27 protein-coding genes and 2 pseudogenes are annotated in these 20,305 nt (G+C 46.7%); 20 read left to right on the top strand and 9 right to left on the bottom strand.

Annotated features, from left to right (window positions below; translation table 11 throughout):
- Positions 1-4 precede the first annotated feature (4 nt).
- The 3 genes and pseudogenes from dnaX (at position 5) to recR (ending at position 3,100) form a co-directional block, all read left to right on the top strand.
- Positions 5-2,067, top strand: a pseudogene (gene dnaX / locus HPC37_RS06300) (DNA polymerase III subunit gamma/tau).
- Between the two features lie 62 nt (positions 2,068-2,129).
- Positions 2,130-2,458 (top strand): annotated as a pseudogene (locus HPC37_RS06290) (YbaB/EbfC family nucleoid-associated protein).
- 42 nt (positions 2,459-2,500) lie between these two features.
- On the top strand, positions 2,501-3,100 hold the full coding sequence (recR, locus tag HPC37_RS06285; protein ID WP_208122318.1) for a recombination mediator RecR: 600 nt from the start codon (positions 2,501-2,503) through the stop codon (positions 3,098-3,100).
- A gap of 21 nt (positions 3,101-3,121) precedes the next feature.
- On the opposite strand, the gene HPC37_RS06280 is transcribed toward recR, so the two are convergent.
- Together HPC37_RS06280 and yjgA are read right to left on the bottom strand one after the other, a co-directional pair.
- Positions 3,122-3,982, bottom strand: a complete 861-nt coding sequence (locus HPC37_RS06280) for a VirK/YbjX family protein (protein WP_208122317.1) — start codon at positions 3,980-3,982, stop codon at positions 3,122-3,124.
- Positions 3,975-4,508: a ribosome biogenesis factor YjgA gene (yjgA, locus tag HPC37_RS06275; protein WP_208122316.1), complete on the bottom strand. Its 534-nt coding sequence runs from the start codon at positions 4,506-4,508 to the stop codon at positions 3,975-3,977. Before yjgA ends, HPC37_RS06280 begins: the two co-directional genes overlap by 8 nt.
- Positions 4,509-4,623: 115 nt before the next feature.
- Here yjgA and pmbA point away from each other — a divergent pair, with 115 nt between their 5' ends.
- The 6 genes from pmbA to HPC37_RS06245 all read left to right on the top strand — a co-directional run bounded on the left by pmbA (position 4,624) and on the right by HPC37_RS06245 (position 9,179).
- The gene (gene pmbA / locus HPC37_RS06270) at positions 4,624-5,970 is read left to right on the top strand and encodes a metalloprotease PmbA (RefSeq protein ID WP_208122315.1); all 1,347 of its coding nucleotides are present in this window, start codon (positions 4,624-4,626) and stop codon (positions 5,968-5,970) included.
- A 232-nt stretch (positions 5,971-6,202) separates the two neighbouring features.
- Complete coding sequence (gene hpt / locus HPC37_RS06265; RefSeq protein ID WP_208122314.1) at positions 6,203-6,742, top strand: hypoxanthine phosphoribosyltransferase; 540 nt, start codon at positions 6,203-6,205, stop codon at positions 6,740-6,742.
- Between the two features lie 317 nt (positions 6,743-7,059).
- A complete protein-coding gene (locus HPC37_RS06260; protein ID WP_345790014.1) occupies positions 7,060-8,295 on the top strand; it encodes a VENN motif pre-toxin domain-containing protein in 1,236 nt (411 codons plus the stop codon).
- Positions 8,274-8,630 (top strand): AHH domain-containing protein, encoded by a 357-nt coding sequence (locus HPC37_RS11265; RefSeq protein ID WP_208122356.1) that lies wholly within the window; start codon positions 8,274-8,276, stop codon positions 8,628-8,630. Before HPC37_RS06260 ends, HPC37_RS11265 begins: the two co-directional genes overlap by 22 nt.
- Before the next feature lie 4 nt (positions 8,631-8,634).
- Entirely contained in the window at positions 8,635-8,946 is a 312-nt protein-coding gene (locus HPC37_RS06250) for a hypothetical protein (RefSeq protein ID WP_208122313.1), read from the top strand.
- Entirely contained in the window at positions 8,925-9,179 is a 255-nt protein-coding gene (locus tag HPC37_RS06245; RefSeq protein WP_208122312.1) for an imm11 family protein, read from the top strand. The genes HPC37_RS06250 and HPC37_RS06245 overlap by 22 nt, the downstream gene beginning before the upstream one ends.
- Positions 9,180-9,215: 36 nt before the next feature.
- Here HPC37_RS06245 and HPC37_RS06240 read toward each other — a convergent pair whose 3' ends face one another.
- Positions 9,216-9,527 (bottom strand): helix-turn-helix domain-containing protein, encoded by a 312-nt coding sequence (locus HPC37_RS06240; RefSeq protein ID WP_208122311.1) that lies wholly within the window; start codon positions 9,525-9,527, stop codon positions 9,216-9,218.
- Positions 9,528-9,856: 329 nt separating this feature from the next.
- Between HPC37_RS06240 and HPC37_RS06235 the strand changes: the two genes are divergently transcribed.
- Positions 9,857-10,684 carry a tyrosine-type recombinase/integrase gene (locus HPC37_RS06235; RefSeq protein WP_486669397.1) on the top strand — a complete coding sequence of 276 codons (828 nt, stop codon included), beginning with the start codon at positions 9,857-9,859 and terminating at the stop codon, positions 10,682-10,684.
- 420 nt (positions 10,685-11,104) lie between these two features.
- Here the strand turns inward: HPC37_RS06235 and HPC37_RS06230 are convergent, their stop codons facing one another.
- Genes HPC37_RS06230 through HPC37_RS06215 form a run of 4 tightly spaced genes read right to left on the bottom strand, consistent with a single transcriptional unit; the run spans position 11,105 to position 13,807 of the window.
- A complete protein-coding gene (locus HPC37_RS06230; protein WP_208122310.1) occupies positions 11,105-12,130 on the bottom strand; it encodes a phage integrase in 1,026 nt (341 codons plus the stop codon).
- Between the two features lie 15 nt (positions 12,131-12,145).
- Entirely contained in the window at positions 12,146-12,340 is a 195-nt protein-coding gene (locus tag HPC37_RS06225) for a YdcA family protein (RefSeq protein WP_208122309.1), read from the bottom strand.
- Between the two features lie 22 nt (positions 12,341-12,362).
- Positions 12,363-13,190, bottom strand: coding sequence for a hypothetical protein (locus tag HPC37_RS06220; protein WP_208122308.1), 828 nt, complete (start codon positions 13,188-13,190; stop codon positions 12,363-12,365).
- Entirely contained in the window at positions 13,187-13,807 is a 621-nt protein-coding gene (locus HPC37_RS06215; RefSeq protein WP_208122307.1) for a phage repressor protein CI, read from the bottom strand. The genes HPC37_RS06220 and HPC37_RS06215 overlap by 4 nt, the downstream gene beginning before the upstream one ends.
- A 73-nt stretch (positions 13,808-13,880) precedes the next feature.
- Here HPC37_RS06215 and HPC37_RS06210 point away from each other — a divergent pair, with 73 nt between their 5' ends.
- A complete protein-coding gene (locus tag HPC37_RS06210; protein ID WP_208122306.1) occupies positions 13,881-14,099 on the top strand; it encodes an excisionase family DNA-binding protein in 219 nt (72 codons plus the stop codon).
- 121 nt (positions 14,100-14,220) lie between these two features.
- Here HPC37_RS06210 and HPC37_RS06205 read toward each other — a convergent pair whose 3' ends face one another.
- Positions 14,221-14,589: a hypothetical protein gene (locus HPC37_RS06205; RefSeq protein WP_208122305.1), complete on the bottom strand. Its 369-nt coding sequence runs from the start codon at positions 14,587-14,589 to the stop codon at positions 14,221-14,223.
- A 35-nt stretch (positions 14,590-14,624) separates the two neighbouring features.
- Between HPC37_RS06205 and HPC37_RS06200 the strand changes: the two genes are divergently transcribed.
- The 9 genes from HPC37_RS06200 (at position 14,625) to HPC37_RS06160 (ending at position 19,506) form a co-directional block, all read left to right on the top strand.
- Entirely contained in the window at positions 14,625-15,239 is a 615-nt protein-coding gene (locus HPC37_RS06200; protein ID WP_208122304.1) for a hypothetical protein, read from the top strand.
- Positions 15,226-15,546 (top strand): hypothetical protein, encoded by a 321-nt coding sequence (locus tag HPC37_RS06195; protein ID WP_208122303.1) that lies wholly within the window; start codon positions 15,226-15,228, stop codon positions 15,544-15,546. Before HPC37_RS06200 ends, HPC37_RS06195 begins: the two co-directional genes overlap by 14 nt.
- Complete coding sequence (locus HPC37_RS06190; protein ID WP_208122302.1) at positions 15,543-15,752, top strand: hypothetical protein; 210 nt, start codon at positions 15,543-15,545, stop codon at positions 15,750-15,752. The genes HPC37_RS06195 and HPC37_RS06190 overlap by 4 nt, the downstream gene beginning before the upstream one ends.
- Positions 15,753-15,762: 10 nt before the next feature.
- The gene (locus tag HPC37_RS06185) at positions 15,763-16,038 is read left to right on the top strand and encodes a hypothetical protein (RefSeq protein WP_208122301.1); all 276 of its coding nucleotides are present in this window, start codon (positions 15,763-15,765) and stop codon (positions 16,036-16,038) included.
- A gap of 107 nt (positions 16,039-16,145) precedes the next feature.
- The gene (locus tag HPC37_RS06180; RefSeq protein WP_208122300.1) at positions 16,146-18,179 is read left to right on the top strand and encodes a replication endonuclease; all 2,034 of its coding nucleotides are present in this window, start codon (positions 16,146-16,148) and stop codon (positions 18,177-18,179) included.
- A gap of 31 nt (positions 18,180-18,210) precedes the next feature.
- On the top strand, positions 18,211-18,732 hold the full coding sequence (locus HPC37_RS06175; RefSeq protein WP_208122299.1) for a phage N-6-adenine-methyltransferase: 522 nt from the start codon (positions 18,211-18,213) through the stop codon (positions 18,730-18,732).
- On the top strand, positions 18,725-18,889 hold the full coding sequence (locus tag HPC37_RS06170; RefSeq protein ID WP_208122298.1) for a hypothetical protein: 165 nt from the start codon (positions 18,725-18,727) through the stop codon (positions 18,887-18,889). Before HPC37_RS06175 ends, HPC37_RS06170 begins: the two co-directional genes overlap by 8 nt.
- Complete coding sequence (locus tag HPC37_RS06165; RefSeq protein WP_208122297.1) at positions 18,870-19,052, top strand: hypothetical protein; 183 nt, start codon at positions 18,870-18,872, stop codon at positions 19,050-19,052. The genes HPC37_RS06170 and HPC37_RS06165 overlap by 20 nt, the downstream gene beginning before the upstream one ends.
- Entirely contained in the window at positions 19,039-19,506 is a 468-nt protein-coding gene (locus tag HPC37_RS06160; protein WP_208122296.1) for a hypothetical protein, read from the top strand. The genes HPC37_RS06165 and HPC37_RS06160 overlap by 14 nt, the downstream gene beginning before the upstream one ends.
- 447 nt (positions 19,507-19,953) lie before the next feature.
- Here the strand turns inward: HPC37_RS06160 and HPC37_RS06155 are convergent, their stop codons facing one another.
- Entirely contained in the window at positions 19,954-20,172 is a 219-nt protein-coding gene (locus HPC37_RS06155) for a hypothetical protein (protein ID WP_208122295.1), read from the bottom strand.
- Positions 20,173-20,305: the final 133 nt, after the last annotated feature.

The following is a 20,305-nucleotide window of genomic DNA, read 5'->3' as shown; positions in this document are numbered from 1 at the left end:
TAACATGAGCTATCAGGTATTGGCAAGAAAGTGGCGGCCGCAAACCTTTGCGCAAGTGGTGGGCCAGCAGCATGTGCTCAGCGCCTTGCAAAATGGCCTCAACACCGGCCGGCTGCACCATGCCTACCTGTTCTCAGGCACGCGCGGAGTGGGCAAAACCTCGATTGCGCGGCTGTTTGCCAAAGGACTGAACTGCGAAACGGGCATCACCGCCACGCCGTGTGGCAAATGCGCTAACTGCAAGGCGATTGAAGAGGGGCGCTTTATCGATTTGTTAGAAATTGACGCCGCCTCGCGCACTAAGGTGGAAGATACCCGCGATCTGCTCGACAACGTGCAGTATAAACCAGTGCAAGGGCGCTTTAAAATCTACTTGATCGACGAAGTGCATATGCTCTCGCGCCACAGCTTCAACGCGTTGCTTAAAACCCTCGAAGAGCCGCCAGAATATGTCAAATTCCTGCTGGCGACGACCGATCCGCAAAAATTGCCCGTCACGATTTTATCGCGCTGCATTCAGTTTCACTTAAAAGCGCTGGACGCGGAGCAAATCAGCGAGCACCTGGGCGCGATTTTAAACCAAGAAAAGCTCGCCTTTGACCTCACCGCGCTCGAGCAATTGGCCAAAGCCGCCAAGGGCAGCATTCGTGATGCCTTGAGCTTGACCGATCAAGCCATCGCCATGGGTAATGGTGAAGTGCGGTTAGCCACCGTGCAGCAAATGCTCGGCACGCTCGACGATGACCAAGCGCTGGATATTATTCAAGCGCTGCAACTGGCCGATGGCAACGCCTTGATGCAGGCGATCAACGCCGTGGCGCACAAAGGCATTGGGTGGGATCAGTTGTTGCAACAGCTGGCCAGCCAGCTGCATTTGATCGCGATGCGCCAGTTGCTGAAATCCGACCACGCCGATGACCGCATTGGCTTTTTAGCACAACATTTGCCGCCTGAAGATGTGCAGTTTTATTACCAATTAATCCTCACCGGCCGCAAAGAGTTGCCTTACGCCCCCGAGCCGCGCAGTGGTGTGGAAATGACATTGTTGCGCGCGCTGGCGTTTCACCCAAGCCATTGGCACGCCGAACCCAGCGCCAACCCCACTGCCGTGCAAGACACCGCGCGCAAAATTGATGCCGTGCGTGAGCAGCTGAAAAACCAAAGTGCGGTCAGCCAAGCCAAAGCGCCCTCGCCAAGCTCTGATATAAACCCAACAGTGGAAAATCCATCCAGCCCCACCGCGGCTGAAAACAGTGCTGATGAAGCCAAAACCGAAACACTTTCGCCTGCCTTGCGCGCAGCGGCGGCGTTGAAAAAGCTCAACCGCGCGAAAAAAAAAAGCCAGCCCTAGCCGCTGAGCCCGAGCAAGAAGCGTCACCTCCAGCAGAGGCCGCCAAGCCCGCGCAAAAGTGCGGTAAGCTTGATTTGCTTGAGCGGCTCAACCACCTTGCCCAAAGCACGCCGGCGGCGCCAGCTGAGCCTGTCGCGAGCGCGGAAGGCGCCGCGGAGGGGGAAGATGAGCGCGATGAGGAGGAAATTGGCGAAGATTACCACTGGCAGTGGCTCAACCCTGAGCTTGAAAGCGGTGATGACAACCGCCTGCGCCCGTCGGATATCAAACAAGCGATTTTGCAAGATTACACCCCTGATGTGGTGGCAAAAGTGCTCAAACTCAGTGCCGAGCGCGATCAATGGGCGGCGGATGTTGAGGCTTTGGGCATGACTGGCCTAAGCAAGCAGCTGGCGCTCAATGCCGTGTTGCTAAGCCATGGTGAGGATGAAATTGTGCTTGGCCTGCGCGGGCAATTTAGCCACCTGCAGCGGGATAATTACCTTGAGGCGTTGCAAAGCAAATTACAACACCATTTTGCCCAACCGCACTTGCAATTGCGCGTGGAGATCAACGATGACGAGAGCACGCGCACGCCGATTGAACTGCGCCGTGAGATTTATCAAGAACTTAGCCAAGCTGCAAAAGAGGCGCTTGAGCAAGACGACAAGCTTGCGCTGCTCAAAGAGGCCTTTGACGCCACGCTGGAAAGTGACAGCATTCGGCCAGTGGGTTAGGCTTTGCCAGCGCGGGGCTTTTAGGCTAAAATGCAGCTTTTAACACAAAGAGAGAGAAAACAATGTTTGGAAAAGGTGGACTTGGAAATTTAATGAAGCAAGCGCAGCAAATGCAAGAGCGCATGCAAAAAATGCAAGAAGAAGTCGCCCAGCTTGAAGTGACTGGTGAATCGGGTGCGGGCTTGGTGAAAATCACCATCAACGGTGCGCACAACTGCCGCCGCGTTGAAATTGACCCATCTTTGATGGAAGACGACAAAGAGATGCTCGAAGATTTGATTGCCGCTGCCTACAACGACGCTGTGCGTCGCGCCGAAGAGCTGCAAAAAGAAAAATGGCCTCTGTCACCAACGGCATGCAATTGCCACCTGGCTTTAAAATGCCATTCTAATTGCTACCGCACTTTAGATAAAAGTGCGGTTTTGGATTATGCATGCAAATCAGCCCATTATTAGACCAACTCATTGACGCCCTGCGCTGCCTGCCGGGCGTGGGGCCAAAATCGGCTCAACGCATGGCTTATCACCTGCTGCAGCGCAACCGCAGCGGCGGCATGAACCTCTCGCAAATGCTCGAGCGCGCCATGAGCCAAATCGGCCATTGCAGCCACTGCCGCACCTTCACAGAAGAAGACGTATGCGCGCTGTGTCGCAACCCACGCCGGCAAAAAAGCCAGCAGCTTTGTGTGGTGGAAATGCCCTCCGACATTCAAGCCATCGAGCTGACAGGGCAGTATTCAGGCCGCTATTTTGTGCTGATGGGCCACCTCTCGCCACTCGATGGCATCGGCCCGAAAGAAATTGGGCTAGATTTGCTCGAGCAACGCCTCGCTGCCGAGTCATTCAGTGAAGTGATTTTGGCGACCAACCCCACCGTGGAGGGCGACGCCACCGCGCATTTCATCGCACAACTTTGCCAGCAATACGCCATCCCTGTCACCCGCATCGCCCACGGCATCCCAGTCGGAGGCGAGTTGGAAAACACCGACGGCACCACGCTCAGCCACGCGTTTTTAGGGCGGCGCAAGCTGTAAGGCTTGACCGCACTTTGTGGTTTAAAATTCTGCAATCGCGCGTTGTGCGTCGTCAAGCATGGCATAGCGTTTGCGATACATGCTGCGCTTTTTGCTGGCGATTTCTTCAAGCGGCTTTTGCTCAATTGGCATCGGCAAACGCCAAAAGCCCGATTGTGCATCAAACTCGCCGTCATTTTCAGCCCAAAATTCATCATAGTTAAACAGCAAGCGCGAGTGATCGTTAAAGCGGTATTTTGCTTGATTTTTGTGCGCCACGCCATAGAGCGTGCAGCCCCAGTGGGCGGAGAGCATTTTCATCAAATTGACTAACATAAAGTGCGGTCGCACGCCATGCAGTTGCTTGGTCAGGCTGCGCACCAGCCCTTGCGCGTGCTCACCTTTCGGGCCTTGCAGCGAGGTGATCACCAGCCTGTTGCCTTTGAGCACAATAAAGGCGAGATCATAAAGCCGCTCGTGGCTGTCGTCACGCAAGTTGAGTGAAAAAAAGCCTTCCAGCGGGTCAATTTGGTTAACGTTAAAATGCGCGCTAATGTCATCCGTCAAGCGAGCCAGTGGCATCGTGGTCTGTTCAACCAGCGCAGGGTAGCGCTCGCCAAGGTGGTGGCGGACAAAATCAAAAGTGTATTCCATCGCCTCACGTCGCTCGGCGGGGCCGAAGCGCTTGTCGCCGTAGCAATAGAGCAAGGCATAGTGGCGATAAGGCTGCGCGTCAAAAATCGCATTGGTTGCTCGGTGCTGGGCTAAATAGTCCATCCACGGCGCGCATTGTCCGGCGGCTTTGGCGCGATAAAAGTAGTAACGCAGGTGTGAGCGCAGCGTTTTGAGCTTGCGCGCCTGCGGCGGGAAAATCACCCGCGCAGGAGGAAAAGGCTTACTCATCGTCGCTCAACTCTTTGAGATATTGAAAAATTTCACGATAAAACTTCGGCGGCTTGTTGGCCTCACGCTCTTTTTTCGCACCACGAATCAAATTGCGCAAATGCTGAATGTCCAGCGCTGGGTAGTCGGCAATCAGTTGTGAAAACACGTCGTTATTGTCGTCTTCAAGCAGCGCATCGCGCCATTTTTCTAGGCGGTGGAAGTGCACTTGCTGCTGGTTGTGGCGGTTTTCAAGCTTTTCTAACCCCTCTTTGATGGGCTCCACATCCATGGCGCGCAGAAGCTTGCCGATATACTGCAGCTGGCGGCGCAACGCCCCGCGTTGGGAGCGCTGAGCGAGCTCGATGGCGTCACGCAGTTTTTCTTCCAGCGGCAACTTTTCCAGCTGGGCAGGCGTGAGCGCGACCAATTTGGCACCAAATTTTTTCAGCTCTTCGGCGTCGCGCTTGATTTCACTTTTACTCACCCAAATGATTTCGTCGTCTTGGTCTGTTTCATCTACAAAGTCAGGCGTATTGTGTTGCATAAACTCTCTGTGGTTATCAAAAAATTGCGCTCATCATAGCATAAATTCTGTAATTACGTTAAACAGCGGCGCAAAAGTGCGGTAGAATGGGGCAAATTTTCCAAAAGAGTGCACCATGAGCGATTCAACACAACTTCTGCAACAACAACGTCACGATCTATTAGCCGCTGCCGAAATGGCGCTGGATTATGCCCAAAAAACCGGCGCCAGCGCGCAGGTGGGCGCGACTAAAACCGCCGGGCTTTCGGTTTCTTCCCGCTTGAAAGAGTTGGAAAATATTGAATTTAACAACGACGGCGCGCTGGGCATCTCGGTTTATCTCGGCGCGCGCAAGGGCAACGCCTCAACGTCGGATCTCAGCCCAAGTGCGGTTAAAAGTGCGGTTGAGGCGGCGTTAAGCATTGCTAAATACACCTCTGAAGATGACTGCAATGGCCTTGCCGAGCGTGAATTGATTGCCTTTGATCCACCTGATTTGGATCTCTATCACCCGCACGAGCTCGATGTGGACGCAGCCATCGCCTTAGCGCTGGAAACTGAGCGCGCCGCGCTAGATGCCGATGCGCACATTGTTAACAGTGAAGGCGCCAGTGTCAACGCCCACAGCGGCATCCGCGTTTATGGCAACACCCACGGCATGTTAGCCAGTTATCTCTCCTCGCGCTATTCCCTCTCGTGCAGCGTGATTGGCCAAGACGGCGGGGCGATGGAGCGGGATTATGAATACACCATCGCGCGGGATTTCAGCCAACTCGCCAGCGCCGAGTGGGTGGGGCAGCAATGCGCACAAAAGGTGCTCAAACGCCTTAATCCGCAAAAATTGGCCACCTGCACCGCGCCCGTGGTGTTTTTAAACGATGTGGCAACGGGGCTTTTGGGCACCATTGTGGGCGGCGCGAGCGGCAGCAGCATTTATCGCAAAACGAGCTTTTTGCTTGACAAGCTCGGCCAACAAATCGTGCCTGACTGGCTCACCATCACCGAGCAACCCCACGTGCGCGCAGGCTTGGCCTCAACCCCTTTTGATAGCGAAGGCGTGAAAACCCAAGCGCGCGTGATTATAGAGCGCGGCGTGCTGCAAACCTATTTACTCACCACCTATAGCGCCAAAAAATTGGGGCTGCAAAGCACAGGCCACGCTGGCGGCATTCACAACTGGCGCGTGAGCCCCAACGTGCAAGGCGGCTTGACCGCACTTTTAGCCCAAATGAGCACCGGCTTGTTGGTCACCGAGCTAATGGGCCAAGGTGTGAATTTAGTCACAGGCGACTACTCCCGCGGCGCGGCAGGCTTTTGGGTTGAAAACGGCGAGATTGCCTACCCAGTGAGTGAAATCACCATTGCGGGCAACCTTAGCGACATGCTGGCTAACATGGTGGCGATGAGTGACGACATCGAGCTGCGATCCAACATTCAATCAGGCTCAATTTTGCTCGATGAGATGAAAATTTCAGGAAATTAATGCAATTGATAATAATTCTTATTGACAACAAGGATAAACCTGCTATCATGGCACACAGTTACACGGCGATTGGGTGTAGCGATGTCCGCAGCGATTGTGATAGCAGTCCAGCAGATGTAGAGTAAAAGTAAATTCGTTAAGTTTTAAGGCTGAAGATTCTTCAGCCTTTCTTTTTGGCGAAAACCGCACTTTGATGTATCATAAAACCTCTTAGTTTATGAAAGGCACAAGCATGAAAAAACATCACGTTGAAACCCTCATCCCGCAAGCCGACGTCATCGAGCGCATTCACACCCTCGGGCAAGAAATCACCCGCTTTTATCAACAGCAACAGGTGGAATGCATCACCGTGGTGGGGCTGCTGCGCGGTTCGTTCATGTTCATGGCCGACCTCGTGCGCCAAATTGACATCGCCACCGAAATCGAATTCATGACCACCACCAGCTACGGCACGGGGCTTTATTCTAACCACGATGTCAAAATCACCAAAGATCTCGACGGCGACATCAAAGGCAAGCATGTGTTGATTGCCGAAGACATCATCGACACCGGCTACACCCTCGACAAAGTCCGCCAAATGCTCCTGTTGCGCGAACCCGCCTCCCTGACCATCTGCACCCTGCTCGACAAACCGTCGCGCCGCGAAGTTGAAGTGCCTGTCGACTGGGTCGGCTTTTCCATCCCAGACGAATTCGTCGTCGGCTACGGTATCGACTACGCCCAACGCCACCGCAACCTCAGCTACATCGGACATGTGGTGTTGGAGGAATAGGTTCACCGCTAAGCAATATTCAAATTAATATTCAAAATAGGGAATGAAGAAATTGTAATCATAAACAGAATTTTTGAATCTGTTTTATCGAATGATTCTTTTGAATTTGATTCTTTTAGGTATATTTATAGAATAAATCCATATGAAGGATGGAGTAGTATGGAGTTAATTTATGAATTAAATGGATTAGTAGTTTCTCAAAATGACTTCGATATTGTTGATGAACAATTATTGAGCTAGTTTACAAGTCCATCAAACAGGCAACCACGGATGAAAATGGAAAAGTTAATCAGTCCGCCAACCTCCTTGCCCATGCGGTGCTGGGGGCGGCTGAAGCCCTTGCTACGGGCAATAATGCGTTAGCCGGGGCTGCTGGTGCGGCTACAGGTGAAGTGGCGGCCAAACTGATTACTGAACAGCTCTATAACACCACACCAGACAAACTCAGCGAGGCACAGAAAGAGACCGTATCCGCCTTGAGCCAATTGGCCAGTGGACTCAGTGGTGTGCTGGCAGGAGATAACACCGGCAGTGGAATCACGGCAGCGCAGAGTGGTAAAAGTGCGGTTGAGAATAACTATTTATTTAAGCAAGAGGCTACTAGACAATCTGAACTATTAGCTAAACAGCAGAAGGAAGGTTTAACTAAAGAAGAGAAAGATGAGCTATCTGAATTACATAAACGTGATATTGAGCGTGATAACAATTTACAAACTGCTTGTCATTTAGGTATGACCTCAACTTGTGCCAATGAACTTATTAGTTTGAGTAACGCTTTCCATAGTTATGGAAATCCAAAAGATGAATTACAAAATAATTCTATCCGCTCAGAATATCTTGATGTGGCGATGAAATATAGCGAAGCTAAACGCCAATATGCAGAAGACGTAGCGAGAGAAGCATTATCTAAGATAGCATCTGAAAATATAACTAATTCTACAGAGCTAGTTAAAATAACCGCTAAAGCTATAACTGGAGACGAAGCTTCGCAATCTCAATTACATGAAATGGGTCAAGCTATAAAAGCTTTTGTTCAATCTCCTGTAGGGGTTATATCAGATAATATAAAAGCTGAGTTAGCTGAAGCTGATCGACTAGAATCTCAAGGCCTAATAAGAGAGGCCGATGTGAAGCGGATGCAGGTTTATTTATCTACTGAATTAGGTGTTCTTGGCTCTGCTTCTGGATTATCTAATGTTGCAATTGTAGGCTCAAAAGTTGCCATTAAAGGTGCCAATATGGCCACGAAAGAGCTTCATTCACTAGGTAAGTTAGCCAGCACATCAACTAAAGAGACCTTAGATCGTGGGGGAAATATTATTGGGCCTTCAGGAAATATGCTTAATAATAAGTATACTTACTTAGGTGATGGTATGTTTATAGGCCCTAATGGAGGTAAGATAGTTAATACAGGAAGGGTTGATAAAACGACAGGTAACGTAATTTTCCAACGAGTTACAGACGATAATTCTTATGTTAATCAATTTGTCATGATTGATAATGATGGATTACAAATTAGTGTTCCTCGACCATCTGGATTAAAAATAGTTTAAATCAGCAAGACGCCCCGATTCACCACATTTGTACGGATAAAAACTGTATCTCAACAGTAAACGGAGGGCCTTGGACGCCTAGATTTGAGAAAATTTTTAATGGAGCAGGTTTAAGTTTTAGAGATGCAGCTAACAAGGTTAAGGTGGCGGGTCACCAAGGACCACATCCTAAAGAATATCATCAATATGTGTATGATCAGTTATCAAGAAGAACTAGAGGTCTTTCCCCTAACACGCCTGAATATAGACGAGCAGTAGAGTCTACATTAGAACGAATAGGTAAGGAAGCACAGACGCCTGGAACGCAAGTCAATAAATGGTTAACAAAGGAGTAATCTAGTGAAATACTATAGGCTATTAGATGATATTGAGTATCCCAAGCGTTGGTATTTGGGAGAAATAAATACAATTGATAATTGGCAGTTATTAAATAAAACAATAGATATTGAAAATGATGCTCTTAAACTTGAATTATACCGAGATGGTAGAGAGATGGATTATACTGTTACAGAAGTATTTGGAATTCCAATTGTAAGTGATACTCTTAAGGATATGGTAGGAAATCTTGATGGATTATCTTTTATTCCTGTTAAAATTGAGAATAAAAAACAGTCAAGAAATATTTTGCTATGGTTATTCATAATGAAATAGATTGTGTGGATGAAGAAAGGTCTGAATTTACTAAATTTGAAGAGGATGATCCTGTTAGGCCAGATTTAGCAGGTGAATATGATGGATTTTATAAACTTAAATTGGATTATTCAAGAATTAATAAAGAACTATTCCGATTGGGTAAGTTTTCAATTGCAATTATTATTAGTGAACGCCTTAAAAAATTGCTGATGGAAAATAATATAACTGGAATTGAGTTCACAGAAGTATAATTTTTATTTTTCTTAGATAATTTAGCGTTGGGGTAGCTATAACGCGTTTTTTATAAAATCCTGGATCAGTTTAGGAGCTGTTTTGAGCTTATCAAACAGCGCCTTTTCTTTGTCGTCTGTAAGATGCATCTCACATAATCTTGAGCCTGTAATGATATAAAAGATATCCATACCAAGGTGATTGGCTTTTTGGAGATACAGTGCATTTGGCGTATGTTTCCCACTCTCGTAATTCATCTGACTTAATTTACTCGTCATGCAATGTTGGGCTGTTTCCTTCTGCGTTAATCCCAACCGAAGCCTCTCTTCTCGTATGCGCTGCCCAATGGCTTTAACATTATCATCCATTTTGATATCACTCTCTAAAAATTATCTAAAATGACTTTATAGAGAGAGGGGATTTTTAACAAGAAGAAACTCTTTTTCAAAATGAGATAGAAAAATAGACCTTCGAGGTAAAAGAAAGATGAGTATTTTCTATGGATGTTGGCGATAGGGGCTATTTGATGTATTATCTGCTTTCGCATCAAGTGTGATGTGCATAAGAGTAATACTATCATATTTTAATAAAAGGTGATTTATGAAGTTAAATCATGATATTCTTTTGATGATTTATTAACAAAATTTTTTTCTTTAAACATTTAAGACCTGCAACAGTTGAAAGTTACAACAAGGCGGTGAGGCGTTTGTTGTTTTTTTATCCCGATATCAGGCCAGCAGAACTGACGAGTGAGCTAATCTTAGAGTGGCGCTCTCAAATACTTAATGTCGAAGTTAAACCTGTCACATGGAACAGTTATGTTCGACACCTTAAGGCATTATTCACATTTGCAATTGAACAAAATTTAATCATAATAAAATGTAATCCGTTTGCTAAATTATTTGTTAGAGCAGGAAAAGGAAAAAGAAAAATTTTTACAGCAGATGAGATAAATAAAATAAATTCATTATTAGATGATGAAGATGATGATATTCCCAAAATATTAAAGCCAGTGTGGTTTATTAAAGCACTTATATTAACATTCCAATATACAGGGATACGGAGATCTCAGTTACTAACATTGAAAGTAAAGAATATTCGACTTAGAGACAAAGTTATTTATATTGAAGGACACCATAATAAAAATCATGATGATCATATCATTCCCATCCCTGACGTGTTGCAGCCTTATTTAACTAGATTGGTGATTGAAATAAAAAAACGAGGTTATTCTGATGAGATGCAGCTGTTCAACTACAACCTGTTTTCTGTATGCAATAGAAGAAAAGGGTTATTAACAACACAGCATCAACTCTCGCATTTATGTAGAGTCATCTCGAAAGAGATAGGAATTTCTGTTTCTCCACATAGATTTAGACACACAATAGCAACAAAATTAATGAAAGAACCTGAAAATGTTTATATTGCACAGAAATTGCTGGGGCATAGAGATATCAAGGTCACATTGAGCTACATTGAACATGATGTGGATATGATAAGAAATAAGATTAATGCGCTGATATAGTGGTTTAGCAAAAGATCCTATTATTAGGATCTTTTTGTGATCTTGATTGGATTTATTGTTTTAAGGCTTTACAAACTACACTCATACGAGGCATAATAAATACGGGTTATAAACCCTCAAAACTATGGAGTGTATTGGCTAGGTACATTCAGTACATCGCTTTTAAGAAGCTATTCTTTACTTCTCACCTAATGTGCTGAGGCATTTCAATGGTGCCCGAGGCCAGACTTGAACTGGCACAGCTCGAAAGCCGAGGGATTTTAAAGACTTTTGCCTGCCTTTTTTAAATCAATAACTTATTTAAAAATCAATAGATTAAGTGTTCCAAAAGAACATAAACGAACACAGAAAGCAAAAAATAAACAGCCACCACAGCCACCAAAAGCCCCAAGGGATTAGGGAAAATTTTAATCCCTTTGGCTATTTTATGCCCTGCAATGGGTTCAAACTGACCGCACTTTCTAGGTGCGTTGGTGAGAAGTGCGCATAGCGCATGGTCATTTCAACCGTGGAATGGCCCAAAATCTCCTTGAGCACTAACAGATTGCCGCCATTCATCATAAAGTGGCTGGCGAACGTGTGGCGCAGCACGTGCGTCAATTGCCCTTTGGGTAAATCAATCTCGGCACGCTCCACCGCATTTGAAAACGCCTCATAAGCATCACCAAATAATCGCCCACGGCGCTTTGGCAACATCGCGAACAATTCCGCACTGATCGGCACCGTGCGGTTTCGCTTGCTTTTGGTATGAACGAACGTGATGCGCTGATTGCTCACCTGCGCACCGGTTAAGGTTTCCGCCTCACTCCAACGTGCGCCGGTTGCAAGGCACACACGCACGATCATGCCTAAGTCAGGATTGCGCGAGCGGTCACACTCTGCCAATAAGCGGCGGATTTCGTCGGCTTCTAAAAATGCCAGTGCGGTTTCACTTTCACGAAATTGGCGCACGCCTTTTAATGGGTTGTCGCCATCCCACTTGCCAAGGCGTGACAGCTCATTGAACACGGCGCGCATATAGGCGTGCTCGCGGTTGACGGTGGTTTGTTTTGGTGGCCGTTTAGGATTGGCTGAAAATTTACCCGCCAAGCGCTGGCGGCGATATTCCGCAAAAACTTCGGCGTCAAATTCGTGCGCCAGCGGGTCGCCCAAGTGCTGGCACACATTGAGCAATTTGGCCAAGCGTTGCTCACCGTCGGAGAGCGTTTGCCCGTGCAAGTCATACCACAGCTGCACATAATAACTCACTGGCTTAAATGTGGGCTTGTGTTGCGCAGCGTCACCTTCAGCGGCTGAAAGTGCGGTTTCAGATTGAAAGGCGGGGTTATTGAGTGCGAAAAAGCCGTCCGCCTCTTTGCGTGTGGCAAACCAACGGCGCACGCGCTTGTCACCTTGATAAAATTCAGCCAGCCACTTGCCTTTGCTTTTGTCTTTACGAACGGCCATTTACATCATCACAAATTAATATTCATCGCGTCGGCAAATTTTCTTTGATTTAGAAATTGAGCCATCACGGCACACAAATTTCCCGCCTTTGGTGCAATGCGCAATGCCGCCTTTTTTGCCCGAGCATGGCTCACGCCCGCGCGCGTCTGCTGCATTCGCCACCATCGCCACCGCACTAGAAATCAATAAAATAGAAAGTAACTTTTTCATTGTTTACTCCTTGATCCTAAGATTAACGCTTTTCAATTGAAAGATGACCGATACCAAAAACAGCAATGGTTTTAAACTGTATTTTGTAGCCTTCATAATTTTCAGTTAATACAACATCCTTTTTAGTTTTCGTATATTTTTTAGCAGCCTTAGATTGAATATTAGATAAAAACTTTGCAAATTTTTTATTATCTTTGACTTTAAAATGGCTAGCCGTAGCAAGAACTAAGATAGAAGATTGCTCTATGTATGCGTCATCAGCATAAACGAGTTGCATATCTACTTTATATACATCTGACCGTTTTTTCCCAAATCCTTCAATTAATACACCATCATTAATGTAAATAGTGTGATCCATTCGGCCATCATTAAGCATACGGCTTTCAAATCGTGTTGAGGGATAAATATCTTTCAAATCAGAATATAATTTATCCATATTGAAATGAATAGATTTAGCAGGATCAGGCACAGCAACACGCTTTTCATCCTTTTGACTAGCATTATCAGCAGCAGGCCCGATAGCGTCGTCTATTTTCTTCCAAATACTTGTATCTCTATCTTCTGTTTGTGGTTTTGGTTTGTCTGAATTTGTATCTGTAACCGCACTTTCACTTTTTGCGGCTATTTCTGTTTTATTTTGTTGAGTGTCTTTGCTGTTATTTATTCCAACAGCACCAACAATAAAACCAATAATCGCAGTAATAAGCCCGCGTTTTAAAATCTGTTTTCTAGTGGGGATTGTGTTATTTGCTTTATTCTTCCAAAGTCTAGGGAATATTAGTCCAACAAAAGTGGCGATCGACGCACAGAAAAACAGTAGAGCACCAATAAAGCCTATAAATTCCATCACACCTTCTCCATTTTTAAAATCACTTTTCCAAGCACTTTGATATTTTCCACGGCGGTGTCAAAGTCAAAATTGCCACCGGCTACGTGAACCTGTTTCCCCGGCATAAGGGTGAGTTGCCTAATCCATGCCGAGTTTTCCACCACCACCAAATATTCACCATCAATCAAATCGCCAAATTCCACCGCCACAAAGAAAGTGCGGTCGCCATCGATTACACACAATGTTTTGTCGGGGTCAGTATCGGGCGGCAAGTGTGGCAAGGTGAATGACGTCGGTGGCATTTCGATCAGCTTTCCGCCATCAAGTTTAATGCGCTCAAATACCTTTAGATCGCTTTCGTCATTGAAGATTGGCTCTTCACCGTAGGCTAAATACTCCAGTCTTGCACCAGTTTCTAGCACACAACGCGCAACAATATCACCTGGGAAATAGTCTCTTTTCACCCAAGTGCTAAAGGTGTTGGGCGAAATGTTTAAGTGTTCGCCCAAATCCTTGCGACGGCTGAATCCATAAGCTTTTTGTAACCTATCGACAATAGGCTTACCACCCTGCAAATCTTTAATCATACAAAAAGACCACAAAAAATTATTTACAAGTCGTTTTTGACGATCTATCATAGATCACGGTCAAAAAAGACCACAATAAAACACAAGAAGACACAAAAATACACGTTTTTTAAGAGAGTACATTATGAGCCTAAATAACGCAATGTGTACAAATGTACAGCACAAGCCGACCTATCTCACCGTGCGAGAGCTTTCCAACACCACGGGGCTGCATTACAGAAAATTACTGCGACTTATCAAAAAAGGCGTAATCCCTGCCTTTCGCTTGCCAGGTGGCAGCAAATTCTGGGTAAAAGAAGAAGATGCCATCAACATCATTGAACAATTCAAAGTCATCAACTAACAAAAAAACCGCACAAAGTGCGGTCGGGGGTGGAATATGAACAATCGTATCAAAACATCGCGTTATCTTTCTGACAAATGGAAAGAAACTGCTACAAAAAATTATGCCTATCTGAAACAAATTATCTATCAGCAAGCACCGCTGAAAAATAGCTAAGTTCACGGGAGAGACACAATGTATCAAATGGATCTTTCGTGGCATTCAGTTGGGCTTGTTTTTCGTTCATCAACTGCTTTAGCTGTTCAATCTGTTCATCGTCTAGCACGCTTGAGAGTTGGCGGAGTACGCGTTCAGCATAGGCCATTTTCTGTGATAGCTGCGCACGATGACGGCTATCAGTTAAGTCAAAACTTAACTCTGACATCACATTGGGAAAATCTTTTTCAAGCAGCTGCCCTTGCTCTGACGACAGTAAAGCAAGCGCTTCAATGCAAACACTATTCAATGCGGTGGCACTTAACATTTTTTCTTGTTGGGACGTCAACTTCATCGTTAATCCTTAAGTAATCAAGTTAGAGGTGGAATATGAAAACAATCAATCAATACGAGCACGCGCAGCTGGTGAAACAAGCTCGAAAAGTCGGACTTGAATTGGCACGCTTTGCGCAATTACTCACTGAAATGCAAAACACCGAACAATACGGGCAATCACAGCTTGTGAAACAAGCACGAATAGTAGGCCTTGAATTAGCACGCTTTGCTCAATTGTTCACTGACATACAACACGCCGAACAATCATCACAACGCGCAGCCAGCCCACTGGCTAACCTTGAAAAGCATCTTAAACAAGCTATTCAGCATAATCCTGCGTTTTTGTCAGAAATGCGAGGTAATGCGCCAAGAAATCAGCTGTTGGCTGATGTGTTTGTTGAGCTTTCTCAACTTGCTGATAAACCTCTTGCTCAAACGCACTCAATAACTCGGGCGAATGACGCGCCGCAGCACGAATCAAGCACCCCGTCAATGTTTCAAGCGCCGAGTGCGCCACCTGAAGTTCTAGCAGCTGTTTTTGAAGTTCTTCAACAGTTTTATCGTTCTGATCGGTCATTGGGGCAAATCCTTAAGTTAAGCCGAAAACTAAATCGCATATGGCTGAAAGCATACCGCAAAGAGCGTGGTGTTGGCAATGCAGCAAGATAGATCACCGAGCGCCACCATCATCAAAAATGATTGGGGCGCATTGAGAACATATACACGCGGCGCGCGGTTTTATGTTAATCGGGACTACAACCGCCTTGATAAATCAGATCAAACATTCCTGTGCAAGATTGCCGACGTGGCCCGATATGAAAACTTTGCAAAATACGACTACGAACAACGGCAAAAGCTGGCTTACGCCTTTCGCCGCATTCGAAAGCTAAGCAAAGCTTTTAACCACGGCAATGCCGTATCCATCAAAGATTTTATTTGTGATGCCGAAAAACCAAAAAAGGGAGCAATGAAATGAATATCCAAGCCAAAAATATCAACGTGAACGCCGTCAACCATTATTTCTACTACTGGCAAGATAGCTTTGACGTTTTTGTGGAGCTATCCCACAGCGCCACCACCGACGTCGAGCGCCAACACTGGCAACATCAAGCAGCCCTTGCGCAGCGCAATTTGGCCGCACTTGAATGTTTAGTCAGCCAAGCCATCGCCACGTTACATTAATGGGGGCGTTATGGAGTACTTTATTGAATTGGCGCACAACCGCTATAAAGTGGAGCTGAAAAACAACCGTGTGGCGGTGACACATCTCAACCTTAACGCCGCGGGCACATTTGATTTTGGCACGCGCTATGAGTTTGACAAAATATCCGTGTTCTTTTCGTTTTTGCTGATTGGTGAGCTTAACCTTGATGGCAATGAAGTGAACCGTGAAAACCTTACACAAGCCTTGCCAGCCTTGAAAGGAATATGCAACGAATTAGGCCAAATTCACGCAATGGAGTGGTAAGCTATGCACGCTGTCAGCCACGCCACCGCCAACACACAAACCGCCCAACCAAGGGCGGTTGATTTTCGCCGTGAAGCATTTTTTGAGCGCAACCCAAACCCACCCAAATGCAAATCGCGTTGTTTGAAACCAACGCCGACGATTACGACTTAGTTGAAAAATGGCTGTGCAAGCTGCCACGCAAACGCCAGCGCGAGCACTTTCGCAAGTTGTATGTGAATGCTTACAAAGCCGTGAAAAACGACGGCTCCATCGCGTTTAAATGCGGCAACAAACAGCGCAAAGCGGCTAACACCTATCTGCGTGAAGTGCTGTTTAATCGACTGGATCGTGTGCTCAATCAATACGATTGCCACGTGGCGCAATTTTCTATGCAGCATTACCGCGAGCCTGACTTTGACGAAAACGCACCCCACAAATACACCGCAGCCATTAAGCGGCAAATCAACAAATTTGCCAAACAACCATTTTATTTAATCCCACCCGCATTGTTGGAAGACTACGCCCGCACCGTAGCCAGCATTATTGAAAGCAATCAAGCCGACTTTATGGTGGCCAAAAGCCAAGAAATTGACACCTTAACCCCCGAACTTGAGCGGGAGATCTTTATTGAGCTATATCAAAAGTGCGGTGAGTTTTGTGTGAGCATTGGCTTTCCTATCGCACATTGGGAAAACGCCAAAAGCAAAAAAGGCCTGCGCCGGTTAAAGGGCGAAAAGCTCGACACCGCACTTTGCCAAGTGGTGGATGCAAAATACTGGCTACGCCGTATGCGCACCACACAGAAAAGAATGGTGGAGCACATCGCCATCGCCTGCGGTGAAGTGCAAAAGCGCACGAGCGCGTATGTGTCACACAACGCCTTTGCCGAGCACAAAGCCCAAGTGAAAAAAAATTACGACTTCCTGCGCGCCATGATTTTGGAAAACGTGGCCGACCCGAAAGACCAAGCGGAGCTGTTGGATATGTATTTAAAATCCAATTCAAACCCAGCCTTGCGCCGTCAAGAATTGATGACGCGCCTCAACGGCCTTGAAACATGGGCGGAGCACAACGGGTGGCACGCACTGTTTGTGACGCTCACCGCCCCGTCATCATTCCACGCCCAATTGCACAATGGTGCACCTAACCCGAAATACAACGGTGCCAGCCCCCGCGACACACAAGCCCACTTAAACAAAGTGTGGGTGCAAGTGCGCGCCATTTTTGCCCAGCGCAAAATCAAGTTTTTTGGTATGCGCTGCGCCGAACCGCACCACGATGCCACCCCGCACTGGCACATGCTGATGTTTGTGCGCCAAGAATGCCGCGACGAAGTGGCCGAAGTCTTGCGCCGCAAAGGGCTGGAAGTGGACGGCGACGAAAAAGGCGCAGCCGAGCACCGCGTGAAGGTGGAAGACTGCGATAAATCCAAAGGTTCAGCCACCGGTTACATCACCAAATACATCTCCAAAAACATTGACGGCTACGCGCTCAAGGGCGAAACATCCGACGAAGTGGACGATATGCCCCTGCGCGAAAACGCCAGCCGCTCACGTGCGTGGGCGAGCTTGTGGAACATTCGCCAATTTCAATTTTATGGCGACCCCGGTGTCAGCATTTGGCGTGAATTGCGCCGCTTAGTGGAAGGCGAAATCAAAGACAAAGCGATCAAAGACACGTGGTTTGGCGCCGATCTAAGTGACTATGCGTGGTACATCGACAAACAAGGCGGCGCGGGTGCACCCCGTGCTGATCGCCTGATCAAGTTGCACTACGAAACCACCAGCACCAACAAATATGGCCAGCCACAAAAACGCATTGTGGGCATCGCCAAAAACATCTGTGCCGCCCTGGGCGATTTTATCAAAACAAGAAAGAAAAAGTGGACTATCAAAAAACGCCCGAACCCACGCACAGAGCGGGATAGCGCCACCGACATTGGCGCGCTTGCGCGCCCTTGGACTTGTGTCAGTAACTGTAATAGTACAGATTTTAAGCAAAGTATAAAAAATGAGCTAAAACGGCTGATGTTTAAAGTGACTGACCACCACGTTGAGCATATTTTGAGCGGCAAAAGGCTTTATTTAACCCAATTCGAGAGCGTCACGCTCAAACATAACATGCTGATCACCGAGCGGCACGACCGCCAACGGGATTGAATTATCTAAATTTCATACGCCAGGAGAAAATATGAAAGCCGGAAAATCAATAAAACTCAAACCCAAAGACTATTGGTCCACTCCGCGTGATGTATTCAAGGGCATTGAGCGCATCACATCACTGCGTTTTGAGCTTGATGCCTGCGCCAACGCGCAAAACACAAAGTGCAGTCAATTTATCACCGAACAGCAAAACACGCTGGCCACCGAGTGGGGGCGCAATCGTGCGGTGTTTATGAACCCACCCTATTCAAAACCGCTGCCATTCGTGGAGCGTGCAATCCGCGCCCGAGATGAAGAGGATTGCAACGTGGCCGTGCTGCTCAATGCAGACACCAGCACACGCTGGTTTAATTTAATCGCCGAGCACGCGCAAGAGATCTTTTTCATCACCCAAGGGCGCGTGGCGTTTTTGGATTACCGCACGGGGAAAGCTATACGCCGCAACAACCGCCCGCAGCTGATCGCCTGCTTTTACAACGACAGCCACAAGCCGTGGCTAGACGGACAAGTCACCCACTACATACCACTCAAGGAGCTGATCAATGCTTGACGAATTAACAACCGCACTTTGCAACCCACAAAGCCCCGCTGAGTGCATCGCCCACTGGCTGGCACAATTGCCGAAAGGTGACGCACCGGTGCTAGACGCACCCCGCAACGCCCACCCAATTGAGGAGGAGAAAGCCAATGCTGGATCTCTTGTATAAAGGCTGGCTACTGCTCAAGGGCATTGGCTACGGCATCACCACCGTGTTGCTCGTGCTGGCCGTGGTGCTGTCAGACGAACGCGTGCTGCGCTATGTGGCGCTAATCGTGGGCTTTAGTTTTATACTTTTTTTGATTTTTGGGGGTAACAATGAAAAAATTTGATTTAGATAAAGCTTTGGCTGGTGAGCCAATTAAACTAAGAGATGGATCTAAGGCCTATATTTTGAGGGAGTTAAAAGGCACAAGAAACGCACATGTGGATTGCTTTGTTGGATTTTATATTTATAAAGGTGTTGAATACTCAATTGCGTGGACTAAGGCGGGCATTTCTACAATGGGGTATAGGGAACACTCAATTGCAGGCATGTGGAAAGAGCAAATTCGCTACATTAATGGCGTTAAAGTGCCACACTGTGTGACCATTGATGAATGGGACGAAACACGCCCTTACTATTTTGTGTATTACAGCTCCAGCCACATGGTTACTTCAAGAATTTTGAGTAAGAATGACCCAGCCGATGTTAATTTAGTTGAGCGTGGGTTGGTATTCACGACAGAAGAAGGCGCGCTAGCGATGGCCAAAGCCCTGTTAAATTACACGGTGGAAGATATTTAACCCCCAAAAAAACCGCCTGCGGGCGGTTTTTTTTGTTGCTGTGGTCGGTAAAGCTCACATTAAAACCGCTTGATCTGTTAGCCGTTGGCTATATATAATAAAAAAAGAGGGGCAAAAGCCCCTCGAACTGATTACAGTGTTACATTTACCTTGATGTCTAGCCAGACGCTTAATACATCAACCTGAAATATTTTTGTATTTACCGTCAAGACTAGACAACCAAGAAACGCATATAACGACAATTTTTTCATCATATTGTCTCTTTGTTATTATGATTTCTCATAAGTAACAAGTTGCCCTCAACGGACCAGGTTGGCGGCATCAAGTTACCACCTCCCTAACAAAACGTTAGGTTGCTGGAAATTATAAAAGAGTTAATATGATTTTTCTAGTTGCCGTTCTTGTGATTTTAGATTTCACAATAAAAACCGCCCTCGGGCGGTTTTTTTATTGTTGCTGTTGCCGGTAAAGCTCACAAAGGGCTTTGAGTGCTTGCGGGCGACTGACATTCAGCTCCGAGACAATAGCGTCAAATTCAGCGGCCACATTTGCGTCAAGCTGAAGCAAAATGCGCTTAACTTTGCCACTGGCGAGCAACGCTTTATTGTGCGCGGCTGCTGTTTTTGCCCGTAATTTTTTGCTGTGTTCTGTTTGTGCGTTTGCCATGATTGCCACCTTGCTTTTTGGTTGTGAGTGATTTATAGTGGAGTCATCGGGGAGTTGCAGCTCCCCGATGGAATTATCCTAGAATGCAGGCATAGCCAACAGTAAAAGGATAATTAGGATGATGATTTTCAAG

Source organism: Spirabiliibacterium mucosae, from assembly GCF_014884965.1.
GTDB lineage: Bacteria > Pseudomonadota > Gammaproteobacteria > Enterobacterales > Pasteurellaceae > Spirabiliibacterium > Spirabiliibacterium mucosae.
Note: the sequence above shows the minus strand (reverse complement) of the source record. Positions and strands in the feature narration are given on the sequence as shown.

Bases quoted from the DNA above. Each gene is read 5' to 3' on its own strand.
- pmbA (WP_208122315.1), top strand. From the start codon at position 4,624: ATGAGCGATTCAACACAACTTCTGCAACAACAACGTCACGATCTATTA.
- HPC37_RS06230 (WP_208122310.1), bottom strand. From the start codon at position 12,130: ATGGCCGTTCGTAAAGACAAAAGCAAAGGCAAGTGGCTGGCTGAATTT.
- HPC37_RS06160 (WP_208122296.1), top strand. From the start codon at position 19,039: ATGAAAAAATTTGATTTAGATAAAGCTTTGGCTGGTGAGCCAATTAAA.
- HPC37_RS06225 (WP_208122309.1), bottom strand. From the start codon at position 12,340: ATGAAAAAGTTACTTTCTATTTTATTGATTTCTAGTGCGGTGGCGATG.
- hpt (WP_208122314.1), top strand. From the start codon at position 6,203: ATGAAAAAACATCACGTTGAAACCCTCATCCCGCAAGCCGACGTCATC.
- HPC37_RS06280 (WP_208122317.1), bottom strand. From the start codon at position 3,982: ATGAGTAAGCCTTTTCCTCCTGCGCGGGTGATTTTCCCGCCGCAGGCG.
- HPC37_RS06245 (WP_208122312.1), top strand. From the start codon at position 8,925: ATGGTTATTCATAATGAAATAGATTGTGTGGATGAAGAAAGGTCTGAA.
- HPC37_RS06175 (WP_208122299.1), top strand. From the start codon at position 18,211: ATGAAAGCCGGAAAATCAATAAAACTCAAACCCAAAGACTATTGGTCC.
- HPC37_RS06180 (WP_208122300.1), top strand. From the start codon at position 16,146: ATGCAAATCGCGTTGTTTGAAACCAACGCCGACGATTACGACTTAGTT.
- HPC37_RS06200 (WP_208122304.1), top strand. From the start codon at position 14,625: ATGAAAACAATCAATCAATACGAGCACGCGCAGCTGGTGAAACAAGCT.
- HPC37_RS06240 (WP_208122311.1), bottom strand. From the start codon at position 9,527: ATGGATGATAATGTTAAAGCCATTGGGCAGCGCATACGAGAAGAGAGG.
- recR (WP_208122318.1), top strand. From the start codon at position 2,501: ATGCAAATCAGCCCATTATTAGACCAACTCATTGACGCCCTGCGCTGC.
- HPC37_RS06190 (WP_208122302.1), top strand. From the start codon at position 15,543: ATGAATATCCAAGCCAAAAATATCAACGTGAACGCCGTCAACCATTAT.
- HPC37_RS06210 (WP_208122306.1), top strand. From the start codon at position 13,881: ATGAGCCTAAATAACGCAATGTGTACAAATGTACAGCACAAGCCGACC.
- HPC37_RS06155 (WP_208122295.1), bottom strand. From the start codon at position 20,172: ATGGCAAACGCACAAACAGAACACAGCAAAAAATTACGGGCAAAAACA.
- HPC37_RS06195 (WP_208122303.1), top strand. From the start codon at position 15,226: ATGCAGCAAGATAGATCACCGAGCGCCACCATCATCAAAAATGATTGG.
- HPC37_RS06165 (WP_208122297.1), top strand. From the start codon at position 18,870: ATGCTGGATCTCTTGTATAAAGGCTGGCTACTGCTCAAGGGCATTGGC.
- yjgA (WP_208122316.1), bottom strand. From the start codon at position 4,508: ATGCAACACAATACGCCTGACTTTGTAGATGAAACAGACCAAGACGAC.
- HPC37_RS06215 (WP_208122307.1), bottom strand. From the start codon at position 13,807: ATGATAGATCGTCAAAAACGACTTGTAAATAATTTTTTGTGGTCTTTT.
- HPC37_RS06185 (WP_208122301.1), top strand. From the start codon at position 15,763: ATGGAGTACTTTATTGAATTGGCGCACAACCGCTATAAAGTGGAGCTG.
- HPC37_RS06205 (WP_208122305.1), bottom strand. From the start codon at position 14,589: ATGAAGTTGACGTCCCAACAAGAAAAAATGTTAAGTGCCACCGCATTG.
- HPC37_RS06170 (WP_208122298.1), top strand. From the start codon at position 18,725: ATGCTTGACGAATTAACAACCGCACTTTGCAACCCACAAAGCCCCGCT.